Origin of the sequence: Paludisphaera rhizosphaerae (assembly GCF_011065895.1) — a bacterium.
Lineage (GTDB): Bacteria > Planctomycetota > Planctomycetia > Isosphaerales > Isosphaeraceae > Paludisphaera > Paludisphaera rhizosphaerae.
In genome coordinates this window covers 43,090-65,520 of sequence record NZ_JAALCR010000023.1, presented here as the reverse complement: position 1 = coordinate 65,520, position 22,431 = coordinate 43,090, and the positions used below count along the sequence as shown (strand labels likewise).

Annotated in this window: 9 protein-coding genes; 8 read left to right on the top strand and 1 reads right to left on the bottom strand. The window is 67.1% G+C overall.

Features of this window, described 5'->3' with window-relative positions; genetic code table 11:
- The 8 genes from G5C50_RS24530 to G5C50_RS24495 all read left to right on the top strand — a co-directional run bounded on the left by G5C50_RS24530 (nt 1) and on the right by G5C50_RS24495 (nt 11,150).
- Nucleotides 1–240 (top strand): hypothetical protein, encoded by a 240-nt coding sequence (locus tag G5C50_RS24530; protein WP_165073605.1) that lies wholly within the window; start codon nt 1–3, stop codon nt 238–240.
- Entirely contained in the window at nt 237–4,184 is a 3,948-nt protein-coding gene (locus tag G5C50_RS24525) for an FtsK/SpoIIIE domain-containing protein (RefSeq protein ID WP_240907348.1), read from the top strand. The genes G5C50_RS24530 and G5C50_RS24525 overlap by 4 nt, the downstream gene beginning before the upstream one ends.
- A gap of 116 nt (nt 4,185–4,300) precedes the next feature.
- Nucleotides 4,301–5,203, top strand: a complete 903-nt coding sequence (locus G5C50_RS24520) for a Uma2 family endonuclease (protein ID WP_165073604.1) — start codon at nt 4,301–4,303, stop codon at nt 5,201–5,203.
- A 128-nt stretch (nt 5,204–5,331) separates the two neighbouring features.
- Nucleotides 5,332–6,435, top strand: a complete 1,104-nt coding sequence (gcvT, locus tag G5C50_RS24515) for a glycine cleavage system aminomethyltransferase GcvT (RefSeq protein WP_165073603.1) — start codon at nt 5,332–5,334, stop codon at nt 6,433–6,435.
- A gap of 64 nt (nt 6,436–6,499) precedes the next feature.
- Complete coding sequence (gene gcvH / locus G5C50_RS24510) at nt 6,500–6,886, top strand: glycine cleavage system protein GcvH (RefSeq protein WP_165073602.1); 387 nt, start codon at nt 6,500–6,502, stop codon at nt 6,884–6,886.
- Nucleotides 6,887–6,950: 64 nt separating this feature from the next.
- On the top strand, nt 6,951–8,300 hold the full coding sequence (gene gcvPA / locus G5C50_RS24505) for an aminomethyl-transferring glycine dehydrogenase subunit GcvPA (RefSeq protein ID WP_165073601.1): 1,350 nt from the start codon (nt 6,951–6,953) through the stop codon (nt 8,298–8,300).
- A gap of 48 nt (nt 8,301–8,348) precedes the next feature.
- On the top strand, nt 8,349–9,809 hold the full coding sequence (gene gcvPB, locus G5C50_RS24500; RefSeq protein WP_165073600.1) for an aminomethyl-transferring glycine dehydrogenase subunit GcvPB: 1,461 nt from the start codon (nt 8,349–8,351) through the stop codon (nt 9,807–9,809).
- Nucleotides 9,810–9,854: 45 nt separating this feature from the next.
- Nucleotides 9,855–11,150, top strand: a complete 1,296-nt coding sequence (locus G5C50_RS24495) for a type II secretion system F family protein (protein WP_165073599.1) — start codon at nt 9,855–9,857, stop codon at nt 11,148–11,150.
- 252 nt (nt 11,151–11,402) lie between these two features.
- Here the strand turns inward: G5C50_RS24495 and G5C50_RS24490 are convergent, their stop codons facing one another.
- Nucleotides 11,403–22,427, bottom strand: coding sequence for a hypothetical protein (locus tag G5C50_RS24490; RefSeq protein ID WP_165073598.1), 11,025 nt, complete (start codon nt 22,425–22,427; stop codon nt 11,403–11,405).
- Between the last annotated feature and the right edge of the window lie 4 nt (nt 22,428–22,431).

Here is a 22,431-nt window from a genome sequence, read left to right as displayed (position 1 = left end):
GTGGCGAACGCGAAGGTTCTCGCCGGGGCGACCCGGCTCAAGCAGACGATCCGGATCCTCAACGACCATTGGCTCGTCACCGAGGCCACGTGGAGCGACGTCGTCCGTCGTCGGTTCGAAGAGCGGCACCTCGAACCGCTGTCGCCGGCCGTCGACGCCGCCGTCGTCGGCCTCCAGAAGCTCGCCGAAGTGCTCGACAAGGTCCGCCGCGACTGCTCGGATCGGAGTGAACTCTCGTGACGCCGACTTCCCTCAGAGCCTCGGACGAAACCTCGGCCGACGCCCCGAACACAGCCGACCTGCTCCGCGCCCAGCGCGACGCGCTCCGCGCCCTGGCTGCGGCCGTCGCCGAGCGTGCCGAGACCGAGGCCGCCGTCAAGGCCGCACGCCGGACCAAGGACGCCGAGGCTGATCACGAGTACCACTCGAAAAAGGACTCCCTCGCCCGCCGCATCGAGCAACTCGACAAGGAGGCTGCCGCCGCCGGAGAGAACGGCCGGCGCGAGTTGGCCGAGACGGCATCCGCCGCGGAGTCCCAGGCCAAGAACGAGTTCGCGATGGGGAGCCGCCGCATCGCCGCCGAGTTCGACTCCCTCCGACAGTCGGCCAAGTCGAAGCTTGCCCGCGACAAGCAGGACGCCGTCGCCGCTCACGACTCCGGCCAAAAAGTCGCCATGAAGGAGCGGGCCGTCGCGCTCAAGCCCGTCCAGGACGCTGTCGAAATCCTCAACTCCTATCGCGAGCGGCTCGCCGTCCTCGCCGACGAGTTCCGTAAGTTCGGCCTCAACCCTGATCCACCGCCTCCCACCCGCGAGAACTACGCCAAGTTCACCGAGCCCAGCGACGAACTGTTCGAACGCCTCTCCCGCATGGGCCCGCCGCTCAAACTGCTGGAACGGCTTATCATTCCGCGCTCGCTGGAGGGGGCCAAGGAAGCGTGGGTCTACGCCACGACGACCGTGCTGGGCGCGCTGATCGGTCTCTTCCTCAGCGGCGACCCGACGATTATCGCCGTCCTGGCGGTCGTCGGCTTGGCGCTGGGGCTGGCGCTCCGAATGAAGCTGATCGCGCTGGCGAAGCAGCAGCTTGAACGCTTGTACGTCCCGTTGATGCAGTCGGCGGCCGACGCCGGCGGGCTGGCGGACTACTGCCGGGCGCAGATCGACGGCAAGTTCCAGGAAACGCTGAAGACCCTCGCCGCACGCCAGGAGAAGGAGACCGAGCAGGCGAAGGAACGACACACCCTGGCCATCGCCCAGGGAGAGGCCGATCGCGACGAGCGTCTGCGCCAGATCAACGAGGTCTACGGCCGCAAGCTCCGCGAGAATCAGGAAGCCCACGAGCGCCGCGAGCGTGAGACCGCTGAGGCCCACCAGCGCAAAACGGCCGACCTGAAAGCCAAGGCCGAAGCCGGCGCGACCCGGTTGGAAGCGGATCACAAGTCCCTCAAGGAGCAGGCCCGGGCCGTCTTCGACACCGACCGCCGCGCGAACGCGTCCCGATGGCGCGAGGCCGCGACCTCGGCCTTCGCCGCGATCGATGAGGTCGGCCGCTTCGCCGACGGACTGGGGATCGACTGGAACGACTCGACGGCCGACGAGGCGGATCTCCCCAGCGCCATCCCGCCGGCCCTGCGGTTCGGCACCGTGAACGTCGACCTGGCGAGCCTCCCCGGCGGCCTGCCGGCCGACCCGGACCTGATGGAAGGGCTCCCCAACCAGCTCCGGATCCCCGCGCTCCGGCCCTTCCCCTCAGCGGCGAATCTCCTGATCGAGACCCCCGCCGAGGGTCGTGCGGCCGCCTCCACGGCCATCCAGGCGGCCATGCTCCGGCTGTTGACCACCGTGCCGCCCGGCATGGTCCGATTCACGATCGTCGATCCGATCGGTCTGGGCCGAGGCTTCGGCGCCTTCATGCACCTGGCCGACTTCGACGAGGCGCTCGTCAACAACCAGGTCTGGACCGACGCCCGCCAGATCGAGGAGCGGCTCGCCGACCTCGAAACCCACATGGAGCACGTCACCCAGAAGTTCCTGCGGAACGAGTACGCCTCCATCGAGGAATACAACGCCGTGGCCGGCGAGGTCGCCGAGCCTTATCGCGTCCTGGTCGTCGTCGACTACCCGACCAAGTTCGATGAAAAGGCCGCAGCGCGTCTGGCCTCGATCGTCGCCGGCGGCCCCCCTTGCGGCGTCCTGACGCTGGTCGCCGTCGACGAGGGCCGCGAGATCCCCGCCAGTTGCCGCCTGGCCGACCTGCGCCCGTATTGCACGCGACTCACCTGGAATGACGGAGCCCTCGCCTGGGACGACCCCGAGCTAGGATCGTACCCCTTCACGCCAGACTCGCCCCCAACTGGCGACGCCGCCACCCGGCTCATCCAGCGCATCGGCGAAGCAGCCAAAGCGGCCAAGCGCGTGGAGGTCCCCTTCGAGTTCATCGCGCCAGCGGCCGACTCCTGGTGGACCTGCGACAGTCGCTCGGACATCGACGTCCCCCTCGGCAAGGCGGCGGCCTCCAAACGGCAGCACCTGATGCTGGGCAAGGGAACGTCTCAACACGTCCTGATCGCCGGTCGAACGGGCTCGGGCAAATCGACGTTGATGCACGCCTTGATCGTCAACCTGGCGCTCGCATACAGCCCGGACGAGATCGACCTGTATCTGATCGACTTCAAGAAGGGCGTCGAGTTCAAGGTTTACGCCTCTCACCATCTCCCCCACGCGAGCGTCGTGGCCATCGAGAGCGAGCGCGAGTTCGGCGTCAGCGTCCTGACCCGTCTCGACGCCGAGTTGAAGATCCGCGCCGATCGCTTCCGGGCGGCCGGCGTCCAGGACGTCCAGGGCTTCCGCAACACGCCCGGCGCGCCCCCCCTGCCCCGCATCCTGCTGGTGGTCGACGAGTTCCAGGAGTTCTTCGTCGATGAAGACAAACTGGCGCAGGAGGCCGCCGGCCTGCTCGACCGCCTCGTCCGCCAGGGTCGAGCGTTCGGCATTCACGTAATCCTCGGCTCGCAGAGCCTCGGCGGCGCGTTCACGCTGGCGAGGAGCACGCTCGGCCAGATGGCCGTGCGAATCGCCCTCCAGTGCAGCGACACCGATTCACACCTGATCCTCTCGGAGAGCAACCCCGCAGCCAAGGCCCTCTCCCGTCCCGGCGAGGCGATCTACAACGACGCCAACGGCGCTCCCGAGGGGAACCACGCCTTCCAGGTCGTCTGGCTGGGCGAGGAACGTCGTGAAGACTACCTCGACAAGATCCGCGAGCTGGTCGACTCCCACCCGAAGGTGACCGCTCGCACGGCCATCGTCTTCGAGGGCGACGCCCGCGCCGATTTCGCCGCCAATCCCAGGCTGCTGGAACGGCTCGACGCCCCCTCCTGGCCCGACTCTCCCCGGTCGGCGCAGGCGTGGCTCGGCGACCCGGTGGCCATCAAGGACCCGACGGCGGCCCTCTTCCGCCGTCAGGGGGCGAATCACCTGCTGATCGTCGGCCAGAACGAGGAAGGGGCCCTCGGCGTGACGGCCTCGGCCCTGGTTAGCCTGGCCGTGCAGTTCGCGCCGGCAGGCGACGACCTTGTCCGCGAGGGGGCGCGATTCTGGATCCTCGACGGCACCCCCGAGGACGCCGAGCACGCCGACGCCCTCCGCAAGGTCGCCGAGGCGCTCCCGCACGGCGTCAAGGTCGGCGGTTGGCGTGAAGCGGTCACGTTCACGACGGAAGTCGCCGCCGAGTTGAACCGCCGCCGCGAGCCCGACGCCGACGACGGCCCCAAACTGTTCCTCTTCGTCCACGACCTCCCGCGCTTCCGGGACCTCCGCCGACGTGAGGACGACTTCCACTTCGGCGAGCGCGAGCAGGAGACCCCGGCCGACCTGATCGACCTGATTCTCCGCGAAGGCCCCGGCTACGGCGTCCACCTGATCGCCTGGTGCGACACGGTGAACAACCTCAATCGCTGCGTCTCCATGCAGCAGCTCCGCGAGTTCGGCATGCGGGTCCTCTTCCAGATGAGCCCCACCGACTCCGGCCACCTGCTCGACAACCCGGCCGCCGCCAAGCTCGGCGCCAACCGGGCCCTCTACTACAGCGAGGAACACAACCGGATCGAGAAGTTCCGCCCCTACGCCCCGCCGGACGCGGCCCTACTGGCCCGGATCCGGGAGAAACTCGCCGAGCGCTGAGGCTTGACGCATCGTCCGTACGGACTCAGCCGACGATCGCCCTGGGCATTCGGCATGTCGTGTGCTATAGGTTGACTGAACGCCTGAACCAAAGGAAAGCCCGCGGAGCTTCCGCCATGAGCACCGCCAAGCCCGACCCGCGACCAGCCCCGGAGATCGTTCTGCTCGACCCGCCGTTCTGGGACGCTTACGACCCGAGGTTCCCCGACAGCGACGGCAAACCGATGGCCGATAGTACGATCCAGTATCGCTGGATGGTCACAATCGCCGAGAACCTCGAGGAACTCTTCGAGGACCGACTCGACGTTCTGGTGGCCTGCGACCTGCTCTGGTACTTCGACCAGACGAACCCCAAGAAGTGCATCGCCCCGGACGTCTTCGTCGCCTTTGGCCGCCCCAAGGCGCACCGGCATTCGTACAAGGAGTGGATCGAAGGGCACGCGCCGGAGGTCGTCTTCGAGATCCACTCCCCGTCCAACACAGCCAGGCGGATGCGGGAGAAGCAGGAGATCTACGACGAACGGGGGGTCGAGGAGTATTACTACTACGACCCCGAGACCGGCCGCTTCCAGGGCTGGCTGCGCGGCGAGGGGGGCCTGGAGTCGATCGAGGCGGTCGATAGCTGGACGAGTCCGCGGCTGGGCGTGACTTTCGAGCCCCATCCGGGAAAAGAGGCCTTGGTGATTCGCCGCCCCAACGGCGAGGCGTTCCAGCACGTCCAGGACATCATGCGCGACCGCAGAGTCGCCCTCCGCGCCGCCAAGATCCAACGCCGGCGTCGTCGTGAGGCCGAGCGCCGCGCCGATCTCGAACACGAGCGAGCCCAAACCGAACGCCGACTTCGCGAGGAAGCCGACCATCTTACGCGCGCCGAACGCCAACGAGCCGAGACCGAACGCCAACGAGCCGAGACCGAACGCCTGGCCCGCGAAGAAGCCGACGCCGTGGCTCGCGCTGAACGCGAGCGGGCCGATCGACTCGCCGCAAAACTGCGTGAATTGGGGATCGATCCTGAGTGAACACCGCATCGGACGCCTGGGTCGAGTCTCGGCCGGCTCGGTTGTGGTCTTTCGTTCGTCTGGATACAATCCACGTTCACCGTTGCGATTACCTCTCGCCGTGACCGACCGCCCGGAGCGTCGTCGATATGGCCGATTCGTCCCCGTTGAAAACTCCCCTTTTCGATTGGCATGAGGCCAACGGCGGCCGGATGGTCGATTTCGCGGGATGGTTGATGCCCGTCCAGTACACGAGCATCGTCGAGGAGCACCAGAAGGTCCGGAACGGCGTCGGCCTGTTCGACGTCAGCCACATGGGCCGACTGGCCTTCGACGGCCCCAAGGCGCTCCCCTGGATCAACACGGTCGCCACCAACGACGCCGCCAAGCTGGAACCGGGGAAGATCCAGTACAGCCTGCTGGCCAACGACCTCGGCGGCCTGATCGACGACATCCTCGTCTACCGTCTGGACAAGGGATATTACGTCGTCTGCAACGCGTCCAACCGCGACCGCGTCGTCGCCCAGTTCGCTGAACATCAGGAAGGCTTCAAGGCGACGCTCGCCGACAAAACCCTGGAGACGGCGATGATCGCCGTCCAGGGGCCCTCGGCCGCGGCGACCCTCCAACCGCTGGTCAACGTCCCGCTCGACGGCCTGAAGTACTACCATGTCGTGGCGGGCCGGGTGAGCGGCGAGGTTGAGGCTCTCATCAGCCGCACGGGCTACACCGGCGAGGACGGCTTCGAGCTGATCGTCCCCGGCCCCGAAGCCCTCAAGGTCTGGCTCGCCCTGCTCGACTCCGGCTCCGCGTTCGGCGTCGCTCCGATCGGCCTGGGAGCGCGAGACACGCTCCGGTTCGAGGCCGCGATGCCCCTGTACGGCCACGAATTGTCGGACTCGATCGACCCCTTCGCCGCCGGCGTCGGCTGGGCCGTGAAGCTCGACAAGGGGGACTTCGTCGGGGCGGAGGCGCTCAAACAGCAGCAGCAGAACCCCGGCTCGAAGCGGATCGGCCTAAAGCTGGACGGCAAGCGGATCGCCCGCCAGGGGGCGACGGTCACCAGCGACGACCGCACCCTGGGGACGGTCACCTCCGGCACGTTCGCGCCGACGCTCCAGCAGAGCCTGGCGATGGCCCTGATCGACCCCGAGTTCGCCAAACCGGGGACAAAGGTCGTCGTCGACGTCCGGGGCAAGGCTGAGCCGGCCGAGGTCGTCCCACTTCCCTTCTACAAGCGGCCGAAGGTCTGATCCATCTCCCAGACCCAGCCGCAACGACTTTCGCATTCCAACGCAGGACCAAGGACCCGATCTCATGGATCCCAAAAACCTCCGCTACGCTCCGACGCACGAGTGGATCGACGTCGAGGGGGACACCGCCGTCGTCGGCCTCTCGAAGTTCGCCGTCGACCAGCTCACCGACCTGCTGACCATCGACCTTCCCAAGGTGGGCGACCGTCTGACCGCCGGCAAGAGCTTCGGCGAGGTTGAGAGCGTCAAGTCGGTCAACGACCTGTACGCGCCGGTGAGCGGCGAGGTGGTCGAGGTCAACCAGGCCGTGGTCGACGACGTCCAGGTCCTCTCCGAAGACCCGTACGCGAAGGGCTGGCTGGTGAAGATCAAGGTCGACGACCCCGCCGATGCCGGCAAGCTGCTGGACCACGCGGCCTACGAGACCAAGATCGCCGAAGACGAGCATTGATCGGATCGATCGAGACGCGGCGTCCGCGAGTCGGCTGCGACGCGTTCCTCACCCTGGGAGAAACATGGCTTATATCGCGAACACGCCCGACGACGTCCGCGTGATGCTGGCGGCCGTCGGGCTGGACTCTCTGGATCAGCTCTTCGACATGGTCCCGCCGGAATTCCGGCTCGACCGCCCCCTCCAGATCCCTCCCGCCCTCACCGAATTCGAGCTGACCAACAAGGTCGGCGGCCTCCTCGCCCAGAACGAGGGGGCTGACCGGCGCGTCTGCTTCCTCGGCGCGGGGAGCTATGACCACTTCGTCCCGGCCGTCGTCGACGACCTGGCCGCCCGCGGCGAGTTCTACACCGCCTACACCCCCTACCAGCCGGAAGCCAGCCAGGGGACGCTCCAGGCCGTTTTCGAGTACCAGACGCTCGTCGCCCAGCTCACGGGGATGGACGTCTCCAACGCCAGCCTCTACGACGGCGGATCCGCGGCGACCGAAGGCATCTTGATGGCCCTGGCCACGAACCGTCGGTCGGGCCGGATCGTCGTCGCCGGTTCGGTTCACCCTGAATACCGGCGCATCCTTCAGACCTACCTCGAACACCTGGATGCAGAGGTCGTCACCGTCCCGGCCGTGGCCGGCGGCGTCGACCCGAAGGAGTTCGCCGCGGCGATCACTCCGGACACGGCCGCCGTGCTGATCCAGTACCCGAACTTCTTCGGGAGGCTGGAAGACGTCGAGGCCCTCGTCAAGGCCGCCCACGCGCAGGGCGCCGCCGTCGTCGTCAGCGTCGACCCGATCTCGCTGGGCGTCCTGAAGCGGCCCGACGCCTACGGCGCGGATGTGGTCGTGGCTGAGGGTCAGGGGCTGGGGAACTACATGTCGTTCGGCGGCCCGTATCTCGGGATGCTCGCCTGCAAGCAGGAGTTCCTCCGCAAGCTCCCCGGCCGAGTCGTCGGCCAGACGACCGACCGCAACGGTAAGCGCTGCTGGGTCCTCACGCTTCAGACCCGCGAGCAGCACATCCGCCGCGAGAAGGCGACGTCCAACATCTGCACCAACCAGGGCCTGCTCGCCCTTCGCTCCAGCATTTACCTCGCCGCGATGGGTCCCAGCGGACTCCGTCAGGCGGCCGAGCTGTCCACCCGCAAAGCCCACTACGCCGCCGAGGCGCTCGCGAAGGTCGGGCTCCCCCAGGCGTTCCCTGGGCCGTTCTTCAAGGAATTCGTCGTCAAGTGCCCCAAGGACCCGGCGGCCGTCCTGAAGAAGGTCGGCGAGGCCGGCTTCCACGGCGGGGTCGCCCTGGGCCGCTGGTACCCCGAGCTGTCCAGCCACATCCTCGTCGCCGTCACCGAGAAGCGCACCCGCGAGGAAATCGACGGCCTGGCCGCCGCCTACCGCGACGCGCTGGCCTCCGTTTGACCCCCGGCGCAAGCGATCCACGCCCGAACTTCATCCCAACGACGATCCATGTACAAACTTGATTTGCAGCCCCTGCTCTTCGAGAAAAGCCGCCCGGGACGCTCAACGGCGATCCTCCCGCCTTGCGACGTCCCTGAGGTCGCGCTCGACTCGCTGATCCCCGCGAGCCACCTCCAGGACGCCCCACCACCGCTCCCCGAGCTGAGCGAACTCGACGTCGTGCGCCATTACACGAATCTCTCGGCGCTCAACATGTCGATCGACGCGAACTTCTATCCGCTCGGCTCGTGCACGATGAAGTACAACCCCAAGCGGAACGAGCGGCTCGCCCGCCTCCCCGGCCTTGGGGCCCTGCACCCCTACCAGGACGATTCCACCCTCCAGGGACTGCTGGCGATCCTTTACGGACTCCAGCAAGACCTGGCCGAAATCGCCGGCCTGGACGCCGTCAGCCTTCAGCCGGCCGCAGGGGCTCAGGGCGAACTGGCCGCGCTGCTCGTCGCCGCGGCCTACTTCCGCGATCAGGAGCCGGGTCGGCGGCGGACACAGGTCCTCATCCCAGACAGCGCCCACGGCACCAATCCGGCCTCGGCGCATCTGGCCGGGTTCGAGACCGTCACCGTCAAGAGCGACTCGCGCGGGCTCGTGGACCTGGACGACTTCAAGTCCAAGCTCAATGACGACGTCGCCGTGTTCATGATCACCAACCCTAACACGGTCGGCCTGTTCGACCCCCAGATCGGCGAGATCGCCAGGCTGCTGCACGAGCGTGGGGCGTTGCTGTATCTCGACGGCGCCAACATGAACGCGATCCTCGGCGTGGTCCGGCCGGGCGACATGGGCGCCGACCTGATGCACTACAACCCCCACAAGACATTCTCCGGCCCCCACGGCGGCGGCGGCCCCGGCGCGGGCCCGATCGCGGTCCGGGCCAAGCTCGCTCCGTACCTCCCGGCGCCGATCGTCGGCCGTCGCGAGGACGGGACGTACTTCCTGGACGACGACCGGCCGAAGTCGATCGGCCGCGTCCGTGCGTTCTTCGGCAACACGGGCGTCCTCTTCCGGGCTTACTGCTACATTCGCAGCCAGGGGCCGGACGGCCTCAAGCGGATCGCCCAGCATGCGGTGCTCAACGCGAACTACCTGTTGAGCCTCGTGAAGGACGTCTATCCCGTCCCCTGCGGCTCGCGCTGCATGCACGAGTTCGTCGCGTCCTGCCGGTCGCTGGCCAAGGAACGCGGAATCCGAGCGATGGACGTCGGCAAGCGGCTCATCGATTACAACTTCCACGCGCCGACGGTCTACTTCCCGCTCATCGTCTCTGAGGCTCTGATGATCGAGCCGACGGAGACCGAGAGCCGCGACACGCTGGAGGCGTTCGCCGCCGCGTTGCTCGCGATCGCCGCGGAAGACTCCGAGTCGCTCCACGACGCCCCGTTCACGACCCCCGTCAGCCGGCTCGACGAGGTCAAGGCCGCCAAGACGCCCGTCTTGCGCTGGACTCCCTGACCAGACGCCGGGCCCGGCTCTAGCCTCGGAACCCGGAGCCCTCCCATGAGTCTCGACCCCGAAGACCCGCAGCCGACTCCCCCGAGGCGCCCCCGACCGAAGCCGGGGTCCAACCCAGACGACGCCCCCCCGCGCGATCCTCCTCGCGCGGGGGCCGGCGACTCGGTGTTTCGGCCGACGCCGGGCTCGTCCTCGGACATGCCCAAGCGCCGTCGCAAGTCGTCCGACGGCCCGCCCGTTCTGGAGGTCGCCGAGCCTGGGCCGAAGTGGTACGAACGCATCGTGTTCGGCCGCGTCAGCTCGGGGCAGCTCGCGCAGTTCTGCCGCCAGTTCGGGTCGTACCTCAACGCCGGCGTCGACTACGATCGCGCTCTCTCCAGCCTCCACCGCCAGTTCCAACGCACGGGGCTGGGCCCGGTCATCGAGCGGATGCGCACCCGCATCCAGGCCGGGGCGACTCTGGAAGACGCGACCAAACGCGAGCAAGACGTCTTCGGTCCAGCCTTTCAGAGCATGATCAAGGTGGCCGAAGCTCGAGGCGCCGTTCCCGAAACGCTCAAGATGCTCGGCGAATCCTACGAATATCGCCAACGCCTGATCCGCCAGGCGCGTTCCGCGATGATCTACCCGATCATCGTCCTGTTCCTGGCCTCGACGATCGCCATGCTGCTCTCGATCTACCTCCTGCCGATGTTCGCCTCGATGCTGGCGGACATCAGCAAGAAGGGGTCGCTTCCCTTCGCGAGCCAGGCCCTGATGGCGTTCAGCGGGTTCGTCCAAAGAATCGGCTGGTGGCTGCTGCCCGTGCTCCTCGTCGGCGTCCCCCTGGCCCTCCTCCGGTGGTATCGAACGTCCGCTGGAAAAGCCGTTCTGGATCCGATCGTGCTGCGGATCCCGGTGATCGGGTCGATCTTCCGGAAGCTGGACGTGAGCCGGTTCGCCCGAACGCTGGCCAGCTTGCTGGACGCCGGCGTCGATGTCGGCAGCGCCATGGATCTCACGGCTCAGGCCCTCGCCATGACGCCGATCCGGAAGGAAGTTGCGGCGGCGAAGAAGCCCATCATGGAGGGCCGTGACCTGAGCGTCGCCCTGTCGCGCAGCCGGTGGTTCGGCCCGGACGTCATCGCCGTACTGGAGTCCGGCGAGGAGACGGGGAAAATACCCGAGAGCCTCGGCCATGTCGCCGACGACTACGAGGAACAGGCGAGCTACATGGTGAAAAACCTGGGCCACCTGATCCAGCCGCTCATGATCCTGATGCTCGGCGGATTCGTCCTGTTCATCATCCTGGCGGTGTTCCTGCCTTACATCCAGATGATCTCCTCGCTGGCCGGCGGCTGAGTTCCTCTCGATCCTCTCGAACAAAGCGAGCCGGGCGCATCCGCCCGGCTCGCTTCGTTTCCTGGAGGTGAATGGGATAGCCGCCCGGCCGCCCTCGGCCCCATCGTCGTGGGATGTTTACGCTGATCGGGCCCCCACGAGGGCCGCCCCAACGAGCCGGGCGACGCGAACGGTTGGTGCTCTAGAACGAAGCGAGCCGGGCGTTTCCGCCCGGCTCGCTTCGTTTCGTGGAGGCCGCGATGCGGCCGGAGGTCAGCGGGAGGCGAACCGCGGAGGCGTCCGCTTGACGGCGGCCGTCGTGGTGACGGTCGAGGTCTTGGCGGCGTTCCGGGCGGCCAGGGCCGCCAGGCGAGCGGCGCGGGCGGCGGCGGCCGCTGCGGCGCGGGCGGCGGCCGCATTGCGAGCGGCCGTCTTCTTGTCAACGGTCACGCTCGTCGGCGAGGCGGCCGGTGCGGGCGTGGACGTGGTCGAAACCGTGACGGTCGGAGTCGTGGTGACGACGTTCGACGTGGTGGTGGTTGCGGCGACCGTCGTCGAGGTCGCGGTCGCGGCCGGATCGACGACCGTGGTCGCGTCGGCGGCGGCGACCTTGTCCATGGCCGTCTGGGACGACTTGGAGCTCGACGTGGTCGTCGTGGTCGTCGTGGTGCTGGTCGAGGAAGACCCGCTGGGGACGAACTCGAAGGCGCCGACGTCGCGAGGTCCGTAGCCGGGGAGCTTGAAGCCGCGGCTGGTCGGGTTGACGTTCTGGGGGTTGCCCAGGAAGTCGGTCGTCGTCGCGATCGAGGCCAGGGCGTTGTTGATCGCCGCCGAGGTCGACTGGAGGCCGAAGTTGGCCGTCAAGTAGAACTGCGCCGGGCCGTCCGAACCGGGGCGGGGGTCGATCGGCGAGACAAACGCCGGCCAGCCAGTGAAGTTCCCGAGGTTGGCCTGAGCGTCGCTCGCGTTCGGGCCGAGCTTGGCGACGTCGAAGCCGTTGCCGACGTTGACGCCCGCCCACCAGGCCAGCGAGTCGCTCTTGCCGTTGCCCGAGAACAGGTTGTTGTTGAGGACGAGGTGGTTGGGCGTGGCCGAGTAGACGCCGTAGCCGCCGCGGTTGACGGTCTGATCGTGGTTCTGCCAGAAGATGTTGTTGGCCACATACCCCTGGTTGGTGCCGGTGGCGGTGGAGTTCACCGCCCACAGGCCGTAGGTGTTGTAGGCGAACGTGTTGTTGATGACGTTCGTGGAGGCGGTGGTGCCGGAGTCCTTCAGATACAGACCGGTGACGTTGCCGATGATGCCGTTGTTGACGATCGTCGGCGTGTTGGTCGACGTCGTCGTGTTCACCACGACGCCGACTCCGGAGTTGATGAAGTAGTTCCGGTCGACGAGCAGCGAGGAGTCGGTGACCAGCAGGCCCACCGAGCTGCTGTTCTGCGACCCGAGGGCCGGGTCGCCGAGCAGCGAGGAAGCGATCGAGAACCCGCCGAGCTCCGTCTGGAGAGCGACGCCCGTGGTCGGGTCGACGAAGGCCGTGAGCCCGGAGGCGATCACGCTGGTCGAGTTGGCGGCGGCGGCCGGCCGGATGATGGTCGTGAGCGGGTTGCCCGCGATCAGAGACGAATCCGTGCTGGCGACGCCGGCGGAGACGACGCTGATCTGGTTCCGCATCGTCACCGTCTCAGCGTAGACGCCCGGCAGAACGGCGACGCGGTCGCCGAAGGCCGCGGCGGTCACCGCTGCGGAGATGGTGTCGTAGGGATTGGCCCGCGATCCCAGAGTGGCCGTCGTGTCGGTCGCGTAAGCGGCTCCGACGTAGACCAGGTGGGCGGTCGACGGGCTGTAGACCGCGAAGGTCGAGACGACGTCTCCGTTCGCCGGCAGGTTTCCGGCGATGTCGCGGATCCCGTTGGAGCCGGTTCCCAGAAGCGTCAGCTGGTAGAGGCCGTTGCTCAGGCTCGTGGAAGCCCGGAACGTGATCTTCTCGCTCCCCTTGCCACCGCCGCCGCCCGCGGCCGCGGAGTCGAGATAGGTGACCGAGATGCTCGTCGGATCGATGGTGATGGTCGTCCCGCCGGTGAACGACCCGTTGGCCCCAGCCCGAACGAGCTGGATCTGCGAGGTCGTCAGGTGGGTCAGGTCGAGGTTCTTGCTCGTGTAGAACTCGAACGTGTAGCTCGACGAGGGGCTGGAGACCACCGCACCGTTGGTCGGGTTGGTGATCGCGACGTTCAGCGGCGTCCCGCCGTTGCTCGGGGTCGCGTCGTCCACCACGAAGTTGGTCTTCGCGGCGGGGAGCGTGTTGTTCGAGACGTTGCCGCTCTGATCCACCACCCGGACGCGGGCGACGTAGTAGCCGCCGACGGTCCCCGGGATCGGGATCAGATTGCCGCTCGAACCGACGTTGTACGGCGAGGAGAGCAGGCCCGCGGTCGACGGGAAGTAGGGGATCGACGCCCCGTTCGTCCCGACCGTGACCGTGAAGGCCCCGGTGGCGTTGGTCAGCGCGGAGCCGGCGTTCTGCCGGATGAACCCGGCGAGGTTCGACGGAGCCGAGGTCGGATCCCAGTAGGTCGTCGTGTTGCCGTTGCCGTCGAGAGCGACGACGCCGACGTCCAGGATGACCGTCTGGCCGTTGAGGGGCACCAGAGCCGTGTTCGCGTTGGCGATCTGGCCGACGAACGACGGCTTGGTGAAGTTCGTGACCGAGTCGCCGACCACGTTGCTGTCCGTCGCCGACGAGAGGCCGAAGCTCCCCGACACGATCGACGAGGCGACCGTGTTGATGATGAAGTTGGTGTAGAAGTTCCCGCCCGGCTGGCCGTTGCCCGAGGGGAGGGCCTTCTGCACGCCCGTCGCGGGGTTGTTGTTGTTGGTGAGGTTCTCACCGTCGAGGGCGACGCCCTCGGTGTTGGTGACGATGCTCGACCCGTCGCCGAAGAGGACGAACCGGTAGGCGTCGCTCTTCAGCGAGATGCCAGCCGCCCCCAGCGAGACGCGGATGTAGTAGCCGTTGGAGGCGTTCCCCGCGGTGATCAGACCGGCGAGGCTGATGAACGAGCCGGCGACGTTGTTGCCGGTCACGCCCAGGGCCTGGAGCTTCACCGAGTTGGCGTTGACGCTCGTCAGGTCGATCGGGCTGTTGAAGTTGAACTGGACGTAGGCGGGCGTCTGGTTCGAGCCGGAGACGCCGCCGACCGAGTAGAAGTTCTTCGTCGTGTAGACGCCGCCGGCGCCGGCGTAGATCGCCGTGACGGCCGTGACCGTCGGGGCGTTCAGGTTGATGTACTCATAGGCGCCGATGTCGGTGAACGGGTTGGCGCCCGTGCCGGTGTTGGTGACGCCCGGATCGTCGTTACGGATGTAGCCCGCGAGGTCGCGACGGCCCAACGACGCCTTCGAGACCGGCACGTAGAAGAACCCGCCGCTCGCGTAAGACGGGCCGGGGTCGGCGCCGGCGGGGAGAGTCAGCGACGGCACCCACAGGTCGTTGAAGCTGAACAGGCCCGAACCGGGGAGCGTGACGATCTGCCGCGGGTCGGTGATGAACGAGTTGCCGCCGGTGATGCCCGAGGCACCCGCCTGCTGCGCCCCGGTCAGCAAGCCGGGATTGGTTCGGGGCCCGTAAATCAGGCCGGTGGTGGTCTGCGTCACCGTCGGGTAGATGGCGTTGCCGGCCGCGTTCTGGCCGATTTCGCTGCGACCCGAATCGATCGCCGCGGACCCGGCCTGGAGCGCGAAGTTCCGGTTGGCGGCGTCGACGAACAAGGGATTGCCGTACTTCGCCCCGATGTTGCCGGCGAAGCCGCCGCTGGCGCTGTTCGAGACGACGTTCGCGCCGTTGTTGTAGAACAGGTTGTACTGAAGTTGGCTGTTCCACTGCATACCGTCGAACTGCACGCCCGTTCCGCTGATGTTACTGAAGATGTTGTTCATCAACAGCGAGTAGACGTGTGAGTTCGAGTTTTGGCCGTTGTAGGCCGGGGCGACGGTATGCACGCCGAAGAGCGAGTTGTTGTAGAAGGTGTTGTTCACCAACACCAGCATCATCGGCGACTGGCCGGTCGTGTTGTCTCCCGTCTCCGAGTAGACCGCCACGCCGATCGGCGTGTTGGAGACCGTGTTGTTGTACATGTACAGCGTCACGCCCTGGCCGCGGAAGCTGCCGCGGACGCCGTTCACGATCGCGTTAGCCGGGATCGGGTGAACGTAGACGCCAGCGTCCTGGAACGAATCGAGGTGGGAGTCGGAGATCCGCACGGCCATCCTGGCGTTTAACTGGTAGACGGGATCGTAGGTGCCTGTCAGCTGATTGAAAAAGTAGCCCGACTTCATTTGCCAGTACTGACCCACGCTCGGGGCGGGGTTGGTCGGGACGCCGTCGATGATGCCGCCGCCCTGGATCTCGATCCGCGTCATGTAGCGGATGTCGGCGTTGTCGATCAGGCTTCCCTGACGAGGGTCGTTGAGGTCGTAGCTCGTCTCGGAGTTCGCCCCGATGTAGATGTAGCCGCCGTCGCCGGGCTGCGGGACCGAGAGGCTCTGGCCGGCGAACTTCGTCGTCGGGCCGACGGGATAGCTGTTGAGGATCTGGTTGTTGACCACGCCGCGGGCCGTCGTACCGACCGTTGTGTCACGCAACGACGTGATAATGACGGGCACGCGCTGCTGACCGGTGCTCTGGTTGCCGGGGACGCCGAGGATCCGGATCTGGCTCCAAACGCCCGGGTCGACGAGTGGGCTGGAATTGGGATCGGTCGCATCGTCGACGCCGGCGATGAAGCCCGCACCGGCCTGCAAAGAGGCGGGCGCTCCCGTCGAACCGTTCACGTCGATCGTCCCGGCCCCCTGGGTGTTGTTCTCGCTGAGCAGTTTGACCACCACCGAGGCGCCAGGGCTGGGGACGGTGGTGCCGTCGGCCAACAGCGTGCCGGGAAGGGCGGCTTGGATCGTGAGCGAGACGTTCGGGCCCGGAGGCGTGGTGAACGTGGTGTCAGGCTGCGGCCGCTGGCGGCCGTCGAGGACGATCGTCCCGCGGAGGACGTAGGTGATGTCGGTCAAATCCCAGAGGGCGTCGACAGTCTGGTTGCCCGACGAGAAGGGTTGCAGGTTCGCTTCCTTCGGCCCGATCACCGCGTAATTCGAGCTGGCGTTCTGGAGATAGCCTCGAGCGGCCAGAACCGCCAGGCCGTCGATGCCGTTCCCCTTCATGACGTTGCCGCGGAGGAACGGGTGGCCGGACTGGAGCGGACGGAGCGTATCGCCGGCCAGGAGGCCGTCGGGCTCGATCTGCATCGCCGCGTCGAAGTTGTTGTAGAAGTTATTGTTGGTAACGTAGACCCGGGTACCGAGATCGCCGAAACCGGCGAAGACGTCGAAGAAGGTCTGGTTGGTGATGAACGCCAGGACCGACTGGGTCGGCATGGTGACGTCGGCCGTGTTGATCGAACCACCGCCGTACTGGAACGTCGCCGCGTTGATAACTGCCTGGGCGCCGCTCTGGATGCCGACGCCGCCCCACATCGCAGGCTTAAGCGTCACCGGGGTGGTGTTCCCGGTGACGTTGATCGGGGTGGTGACGAGGGAGGTCGTGGCGTTGTTGTCGTAGATCGAGGTGAACAGCACCTGGGGATCGCTGGCGCTCTCCGCCTTGAAATTGCTGCTCTCAGGGCTATAGTCGTTGTCGGCGTCGAACTTGGTGATGTAGTCACGCGAGCCGACGTTCAGGCTGGCCTGGGAGTTGATGACGCTCAGCGAGGTGTTCTCGCCCATGCGGAGCATCGAGCCGGAGTCGACGTAGAGCCGGTTGTTGACGAACTTCGTGCTGCCGCCGGAGTTCACCTCGTACTGCTGACCGACGATCAGCTGAGCCAGCACGATCAACGGCAGCGGCTGGAAGAGGGCGTAGTGCGCCGGCGTCGCGCTGAAGTTGGTGTCGGACAGCCGAGTCGCGTCGGTCGCCTCGATGAAGCCGTTCCCCTGGGCCATCATCCAGATGCCGTTGAGGCTGTTGCTCGCGACCGTCGCGCGGCGGATCAGCGGGCCCCGAGCGACGTCGTCGTCAAGGAACGAGTCCAGGTCGGCGCCGATGGCGGCCTGGGTGCTTCCCGAACCGCCGGTGAAGGCGATGTTCGTGTTCATCACCGACGGCCGGCTGTTGTACAGCGTCACGGCGCTGTAAGTGGTGCCGGAGGTTCGCGGAACGGCGCCGCCGCCGTACAGGATGTTGGCGAAGTTGATCCGCGACATCAGCTCGTCGGCCCCGGCGATCGCCGGCTGAGCCGCGCCGGTCGAGGTTGCGGGGGCTCCGAGCAGGACGCCGTCGACCGGGAAGCTGACGTCGGTCGACCTGGTCCCGGCCGACTGGTTGTAGCTGCGATAGACGATGCCGCCCCAGTCGCCGGCCCGAGGAGTCGTGTTGGGGTTGCCGTTGGTGGCCCCGCCGACCGACGCGTCGTTGTACGACGTGAAGTTCACGCGGTTGACCGAGTTCCCCTGAACCTGGAGAGCCGCCCCCTGGTTCTGCACGAACAGTGAGGCGTTCAGCGACTTCAACGTCGTCCCCGGCGTGAAAACCAGGGTCGTGTCGAAGGGGATCGACGCGCTGGCGTCGTTCCACGTATTCGACCCGGACGGCGCCTGGAGGACGAAGGGCTCCTGGGTCACGACGCCGGTGGTTGGATTCCGCTGCGGGGTCCCCGGGACCGCGACGATCACGACAGGACCGGAATAGGCGAGCTGCGAGGCCGCATAAAGGGCCGAGCGATCGAACCGGCTGTTGCCGTTGCGGTCGTAGTTGGGATTGAATCCCGAGAGGAAGTTGGACCCGTCGTTGAGGCCGCCGTTGGGATCGTGGGTCGGGTTCTGCGGCGAGCTCGTCGGGTCGCCCTCGGCGGCGAGCGCCGAGTACGGCCGGGCCAGGCTGCCGTCGGGCTCGGTGGACGAGTCGAACGGATCCTCGCGGTAATCGGGCCGGGTGTAGAGGATGTGATCGGTGGCCGCGACCACGAAGCCCGTCATGAAGGCGCCGCCGGCCACGCCGTCGCCGGTCATCCGGCTGACAGGAGCGGGCGAGGCGTAGCCCGACGTGAGCAGGGTCTCGTAGTTGTAGACGTTGCGATCGCCCGGGTAGATCAGGCTGGGATCCGACGAGTAGCCCCGGAACTGCGTGCTAATGGTGCTGGTGGGGTTCCCCAGGAATTCACCGTCGACCTGGTTGCCGTAGACGTCGTAGAACCGCGTGTCGGTGCCGGCCGAGTCGACCTGGTTGGGCATGTAGACGCGGTAGTAGTCGGCGACGCTCAGGCCGGCGGAGTCGACCATCACCAGGCGAGTGCCCTGGGGATGGCTGGCGTTGGCCAGGGTCCAGACGCCGGTCGTGGGGTTCTGCCAGTAGAGCGCGACCTGAGTGCCGGTGACCTTGGTGAAACCGGTGCCGCTGTCTCCCTTGCCGTCCTGACCGAGATCGCCGAAGTTGCCGTCCGGGGCCGAGAAGGCCGAGTCGGCCGAGCGGACCAGCTCGATCTTGGTCGAGTAGTCGATCTTGTTGCCGGACGAATCGTAGAGCGGCAGCGCGTTGGAGAAGTCGAACATCCAGGCCTTGGGCGGGGCCAGGGCTCGGGCGTCGGTCGTGCTGGTCGCGGCCCCCAGATCGTAGTAGGAGCCGGGCCCGCCGACCGTGTTGTAGGTGAACTGATTGGCCGAGTCGGTCATCACCATGTTGGTGATGAACGCGGCGCTGCTCTGGAGCCGGAAGGCGAACGAGAAGTTGGGAGCGCTGGAGCCGCCGTTCAGCAGGGCGTTGCCGGCCGCGTCAAGCAGCCCGGTGTGAGAGACGCCGTCGGTCGTCCCCTTGCTGAAGGCCCGGAGCCGATAGGTGCCGGCGGGGAGCCCCGGCGCGAAGGTCAGGTCGATGCGGCCCTGATAGGTCGCGATGTAGTTGCCCGACGCATCGTAGGTGGGCGTCCGCGGGACGTAGACGGCGTTGGTGATGTAGTTGGAGACGTCCAGGGTCGTGCCGTCGGCGGTTACGACCTGGAGCTGGAAGTTGCTCAGATTGACGGCCGTCGAGGGATCGAGCGCCGGGAAGACCACGTTGCTCGGCGTCGCCAGGTAGCTGGCGGCCTGCATCGAGGCGTCCTGAACGTAGAGCGACAGCCCCGGGAGCGTGGACACGTTGGTCCCGGCCGGGAAGGCCGACTGGTCTTGCTGAGCGACGCCCGTGATGGTGGGCGAGGTCAGGTCGATACGGAAGGCGCGATCGAGCGTCGCGCCGTATCCCGGCAGCGGCGGAGTGTCGGACTGGCCGACGACCAGGACGCGAGCCCGCTGGAAGCCTTCGGGCAGCGCGGTCGGCGCCGTGAAGGTGAAGGCGCCGTTGGCGTCGGTGGTCCCGGTGACGTTGTAGCCGCCGGAGAAGCCCCGGCCCCCGGAGCCGACGGTCAGGTTGAAGGTTCCGCCGGTCAGCGAGTTGAACTGAACGTAGTAGTTGAGATTCGAGACCGTGTTCGGGAAGCTGGCGTAGACCTGGCCGATGAACGTCGGCTTCGTCTGCCGCGTGTTGGAATCGCTCGGGATCCCCGTGTCGTTCGTCGACGACGAGGAGAGGCTGAACGAGGTGATGACCGGAGCCTGGACGAGGAGAGTCCCCAGGTCCTGAAGGAAGTTGCCGCCGGCCACGCCGTCGCCGGATGGGAAGGCGCCCGAGAAGTTGCCGTCGAGCTGGTTGCCGACCACGTCGAGGACGCCGTTGGCCCCGCTGATGACGATGATCGCGTAGCGGTCGGACGGGAGCGACGTCTGCGGCATCGCCGAGAAGTCGAGCGTCGCCGTCTTGGTGGAGGCGTTGTACGTCAGCGTGACGCGGGGATCCTGCGAGGGGACCACCGACCACGTCCCGGTCCCGTTCTGACGGGCGACGAGGATCGTGTTCTTGGTGATCGTGGTCGCGTCCATCGGCTTGGTGAACGTGACCGAGACCTGACGGCCGAGCGTCGAGGTCGAGGCGATCTGCGGGGCCGTCGTGTCCTGCAGCCGGAACGCAATCACGCCGCTCTGCTGGAGCTTGGAGCCGTCCGTGGAAATCACGTTGCCCGTGACGACGTACTGGTAGGTTCCGTTGGCCGTCGCCGCCACCGCGGGGTTGCGGGAGATGGTGATGGGGAACCGGACGACGGTCGGGTTCTTCGGATCATCGACGGGGATCGGCGTCCCCACCGTGACCGTGACCCCCGCCGGCAGGCCGACGAACTTGAGGTCACCCGCGCTCAGCGTGGAGGCCTGCACCGACTTGCTGAACGTCACGTCGATGTAGCTGGGAACGGTGGTCGCGACGACGTTCGCCGGCGTGGTGCTGGAGACCGTCAGCACGTCGACCGCCGAGATCGCCGAAACGGCGTTGATCAGACCGTAGCCGGCCTGAGCGTTCCAGTTGCCGGTCCCTGCCCCGTTCATCCCGGAGGCCGAGGCGACCAGACCGGCCTTGACCTGGGCGACCGTCAGGCCGGAGACGCGAGACATCATCAGTGCCGCGACCGCCGCCGCGTTGGGCGCGGCCGACGACGTGCCGAAGAAGCTCGGCAGGTTCTGCGAGAGGTTCGTCGTCGTCGCCGGCTGGCCCGGGAACGGCGGGTTGTTGGTCTGGATGACGGAACCGAAGAACGTCGTGTTGCCGCCGTCCGGGGCGGTGACCAACGGGTTCTGCGGAATCACAGCCTTGCTCAGCAGCTTGCCGTTGCTGTCGCGAACGTAGATCGAAGGCCCGAACGAGCTGAACGGCTCGCTGGCGAGCGGCTGCTGGTTCAGGAAGGGCGAAGGCGCCCACCAGGGGGTCGCACCGACGCCGATCGTGTTCACCGCCGTGGAGTGGCCGAACGAGGTCGGATAGTACGTCCCGCCGGCCGAGCCGAACGACTGCGAGAAGGTGACGCCCGAACCCCACTCCACCATTTGCACGTGGCCCGGGTCGGCGCCGCTGACGACCTGGATGACCACCGTGTAGGTGCCGGCGTTCGGGATCGTGACGAACTGGTAGGGCTCTTGGGTGGCCGTCGTGTCGTTGTTGCCGCTGGCCACCACGGTGCCGTTGGCGTCCAGGATGAACACCTGAACGTTCGAGGTGACCGTGTTGCCCGTCCCCACCGGCTGCTGGGTGGCGAACGGCTGGTCGAACTGGAAGATGAACGAGGCGCCGGCCACTGTCGTGGTCATCGGCAGCTGCGTGACGACGTTGCCGCTGCCGCCGTTGAAATTCATGTAGCGGCCGGCGTTCCCGTTGTTGACGCCGGTGATCGTCGTGGTGACGCCCCGGAACGTCGACAGGTAGCCGCTGTCCTGCGAGTTGCCAGCCGCGGAGAAGTACGGGACCCCCTGGCCGACGACGGTGTTGACCGCCTGGGAGATGATGCCGTCCTGGAAGAACGGCTCGTTGGCGTAGCCGATGTCGTCGACGATGATGTCCGACCCGGCCGCCGCCAATGCCTTGATGTTGTTGGCGAAGCTCAGATCGTCGATGAAGGCGGTCGCGAACTGGAGTCCGGCGCCCGGCGCGATGTCATAGATGTTCTGCGACATGGCGCGGCCTTCGTCCGCACCGCCGCTGTAGTCCTGCAGAATGGTGACGTTGGCCGGCAGGTCGCCCGAGGTCACGTCGGCGGCGTATCCGCCCAGCGCGTTGAAGCTGTCGCTGAGGACGCCGACCGTCACGCCGGAGCCCGTGACGTTGTACTTGGTCGCGGCGACGTCGGCCTGAAGTCCTTCCAACGCCTGGTTGTGGGCCGCGCCCTGATAGGCCGAGGTGTGCGGCGTGTAGATCGGTCGGCCGCTGACCAGCCCGGGGAGCTGGGCGATCGAGTAGAGCTGGTTGATCGGCACCCAGCCGTTGACCATGCCGTAGGTCGTGCTCGACGCGGTGACCTTCATTCCGAGGTTGGTCAACGTCGTGCGGAACGAGTTGAGGTTCCCCCACGTCGTCAGGCCGACGAGCACCGAGCCGTTGCTGATCTGCAGGGCGGGATACGCATCCTGCAGCGTCTGCGTGTTGTTGATCCCCGACTGCTGCTTCAGGTACAGCCCGATCAACTGGCCGCCCAGCTGCGCCATCGGCCCGTGCGAGACGTCGGCGATGTTCGTCGACGTCGCCGTCCAGACCGGGTTGCCGCCCTGGAGGGCGTTGGTCGCCAGCAGGACGCGCCCCTCCAGCCATTCGAGCCGGGGGGAGCCCTGCCGCTTCACCTGCCTCTTGACGCGACGCCGATCGGGCCCCTGGTCATTTCCACCCGCGTTGAAGCTCCCCATCGAC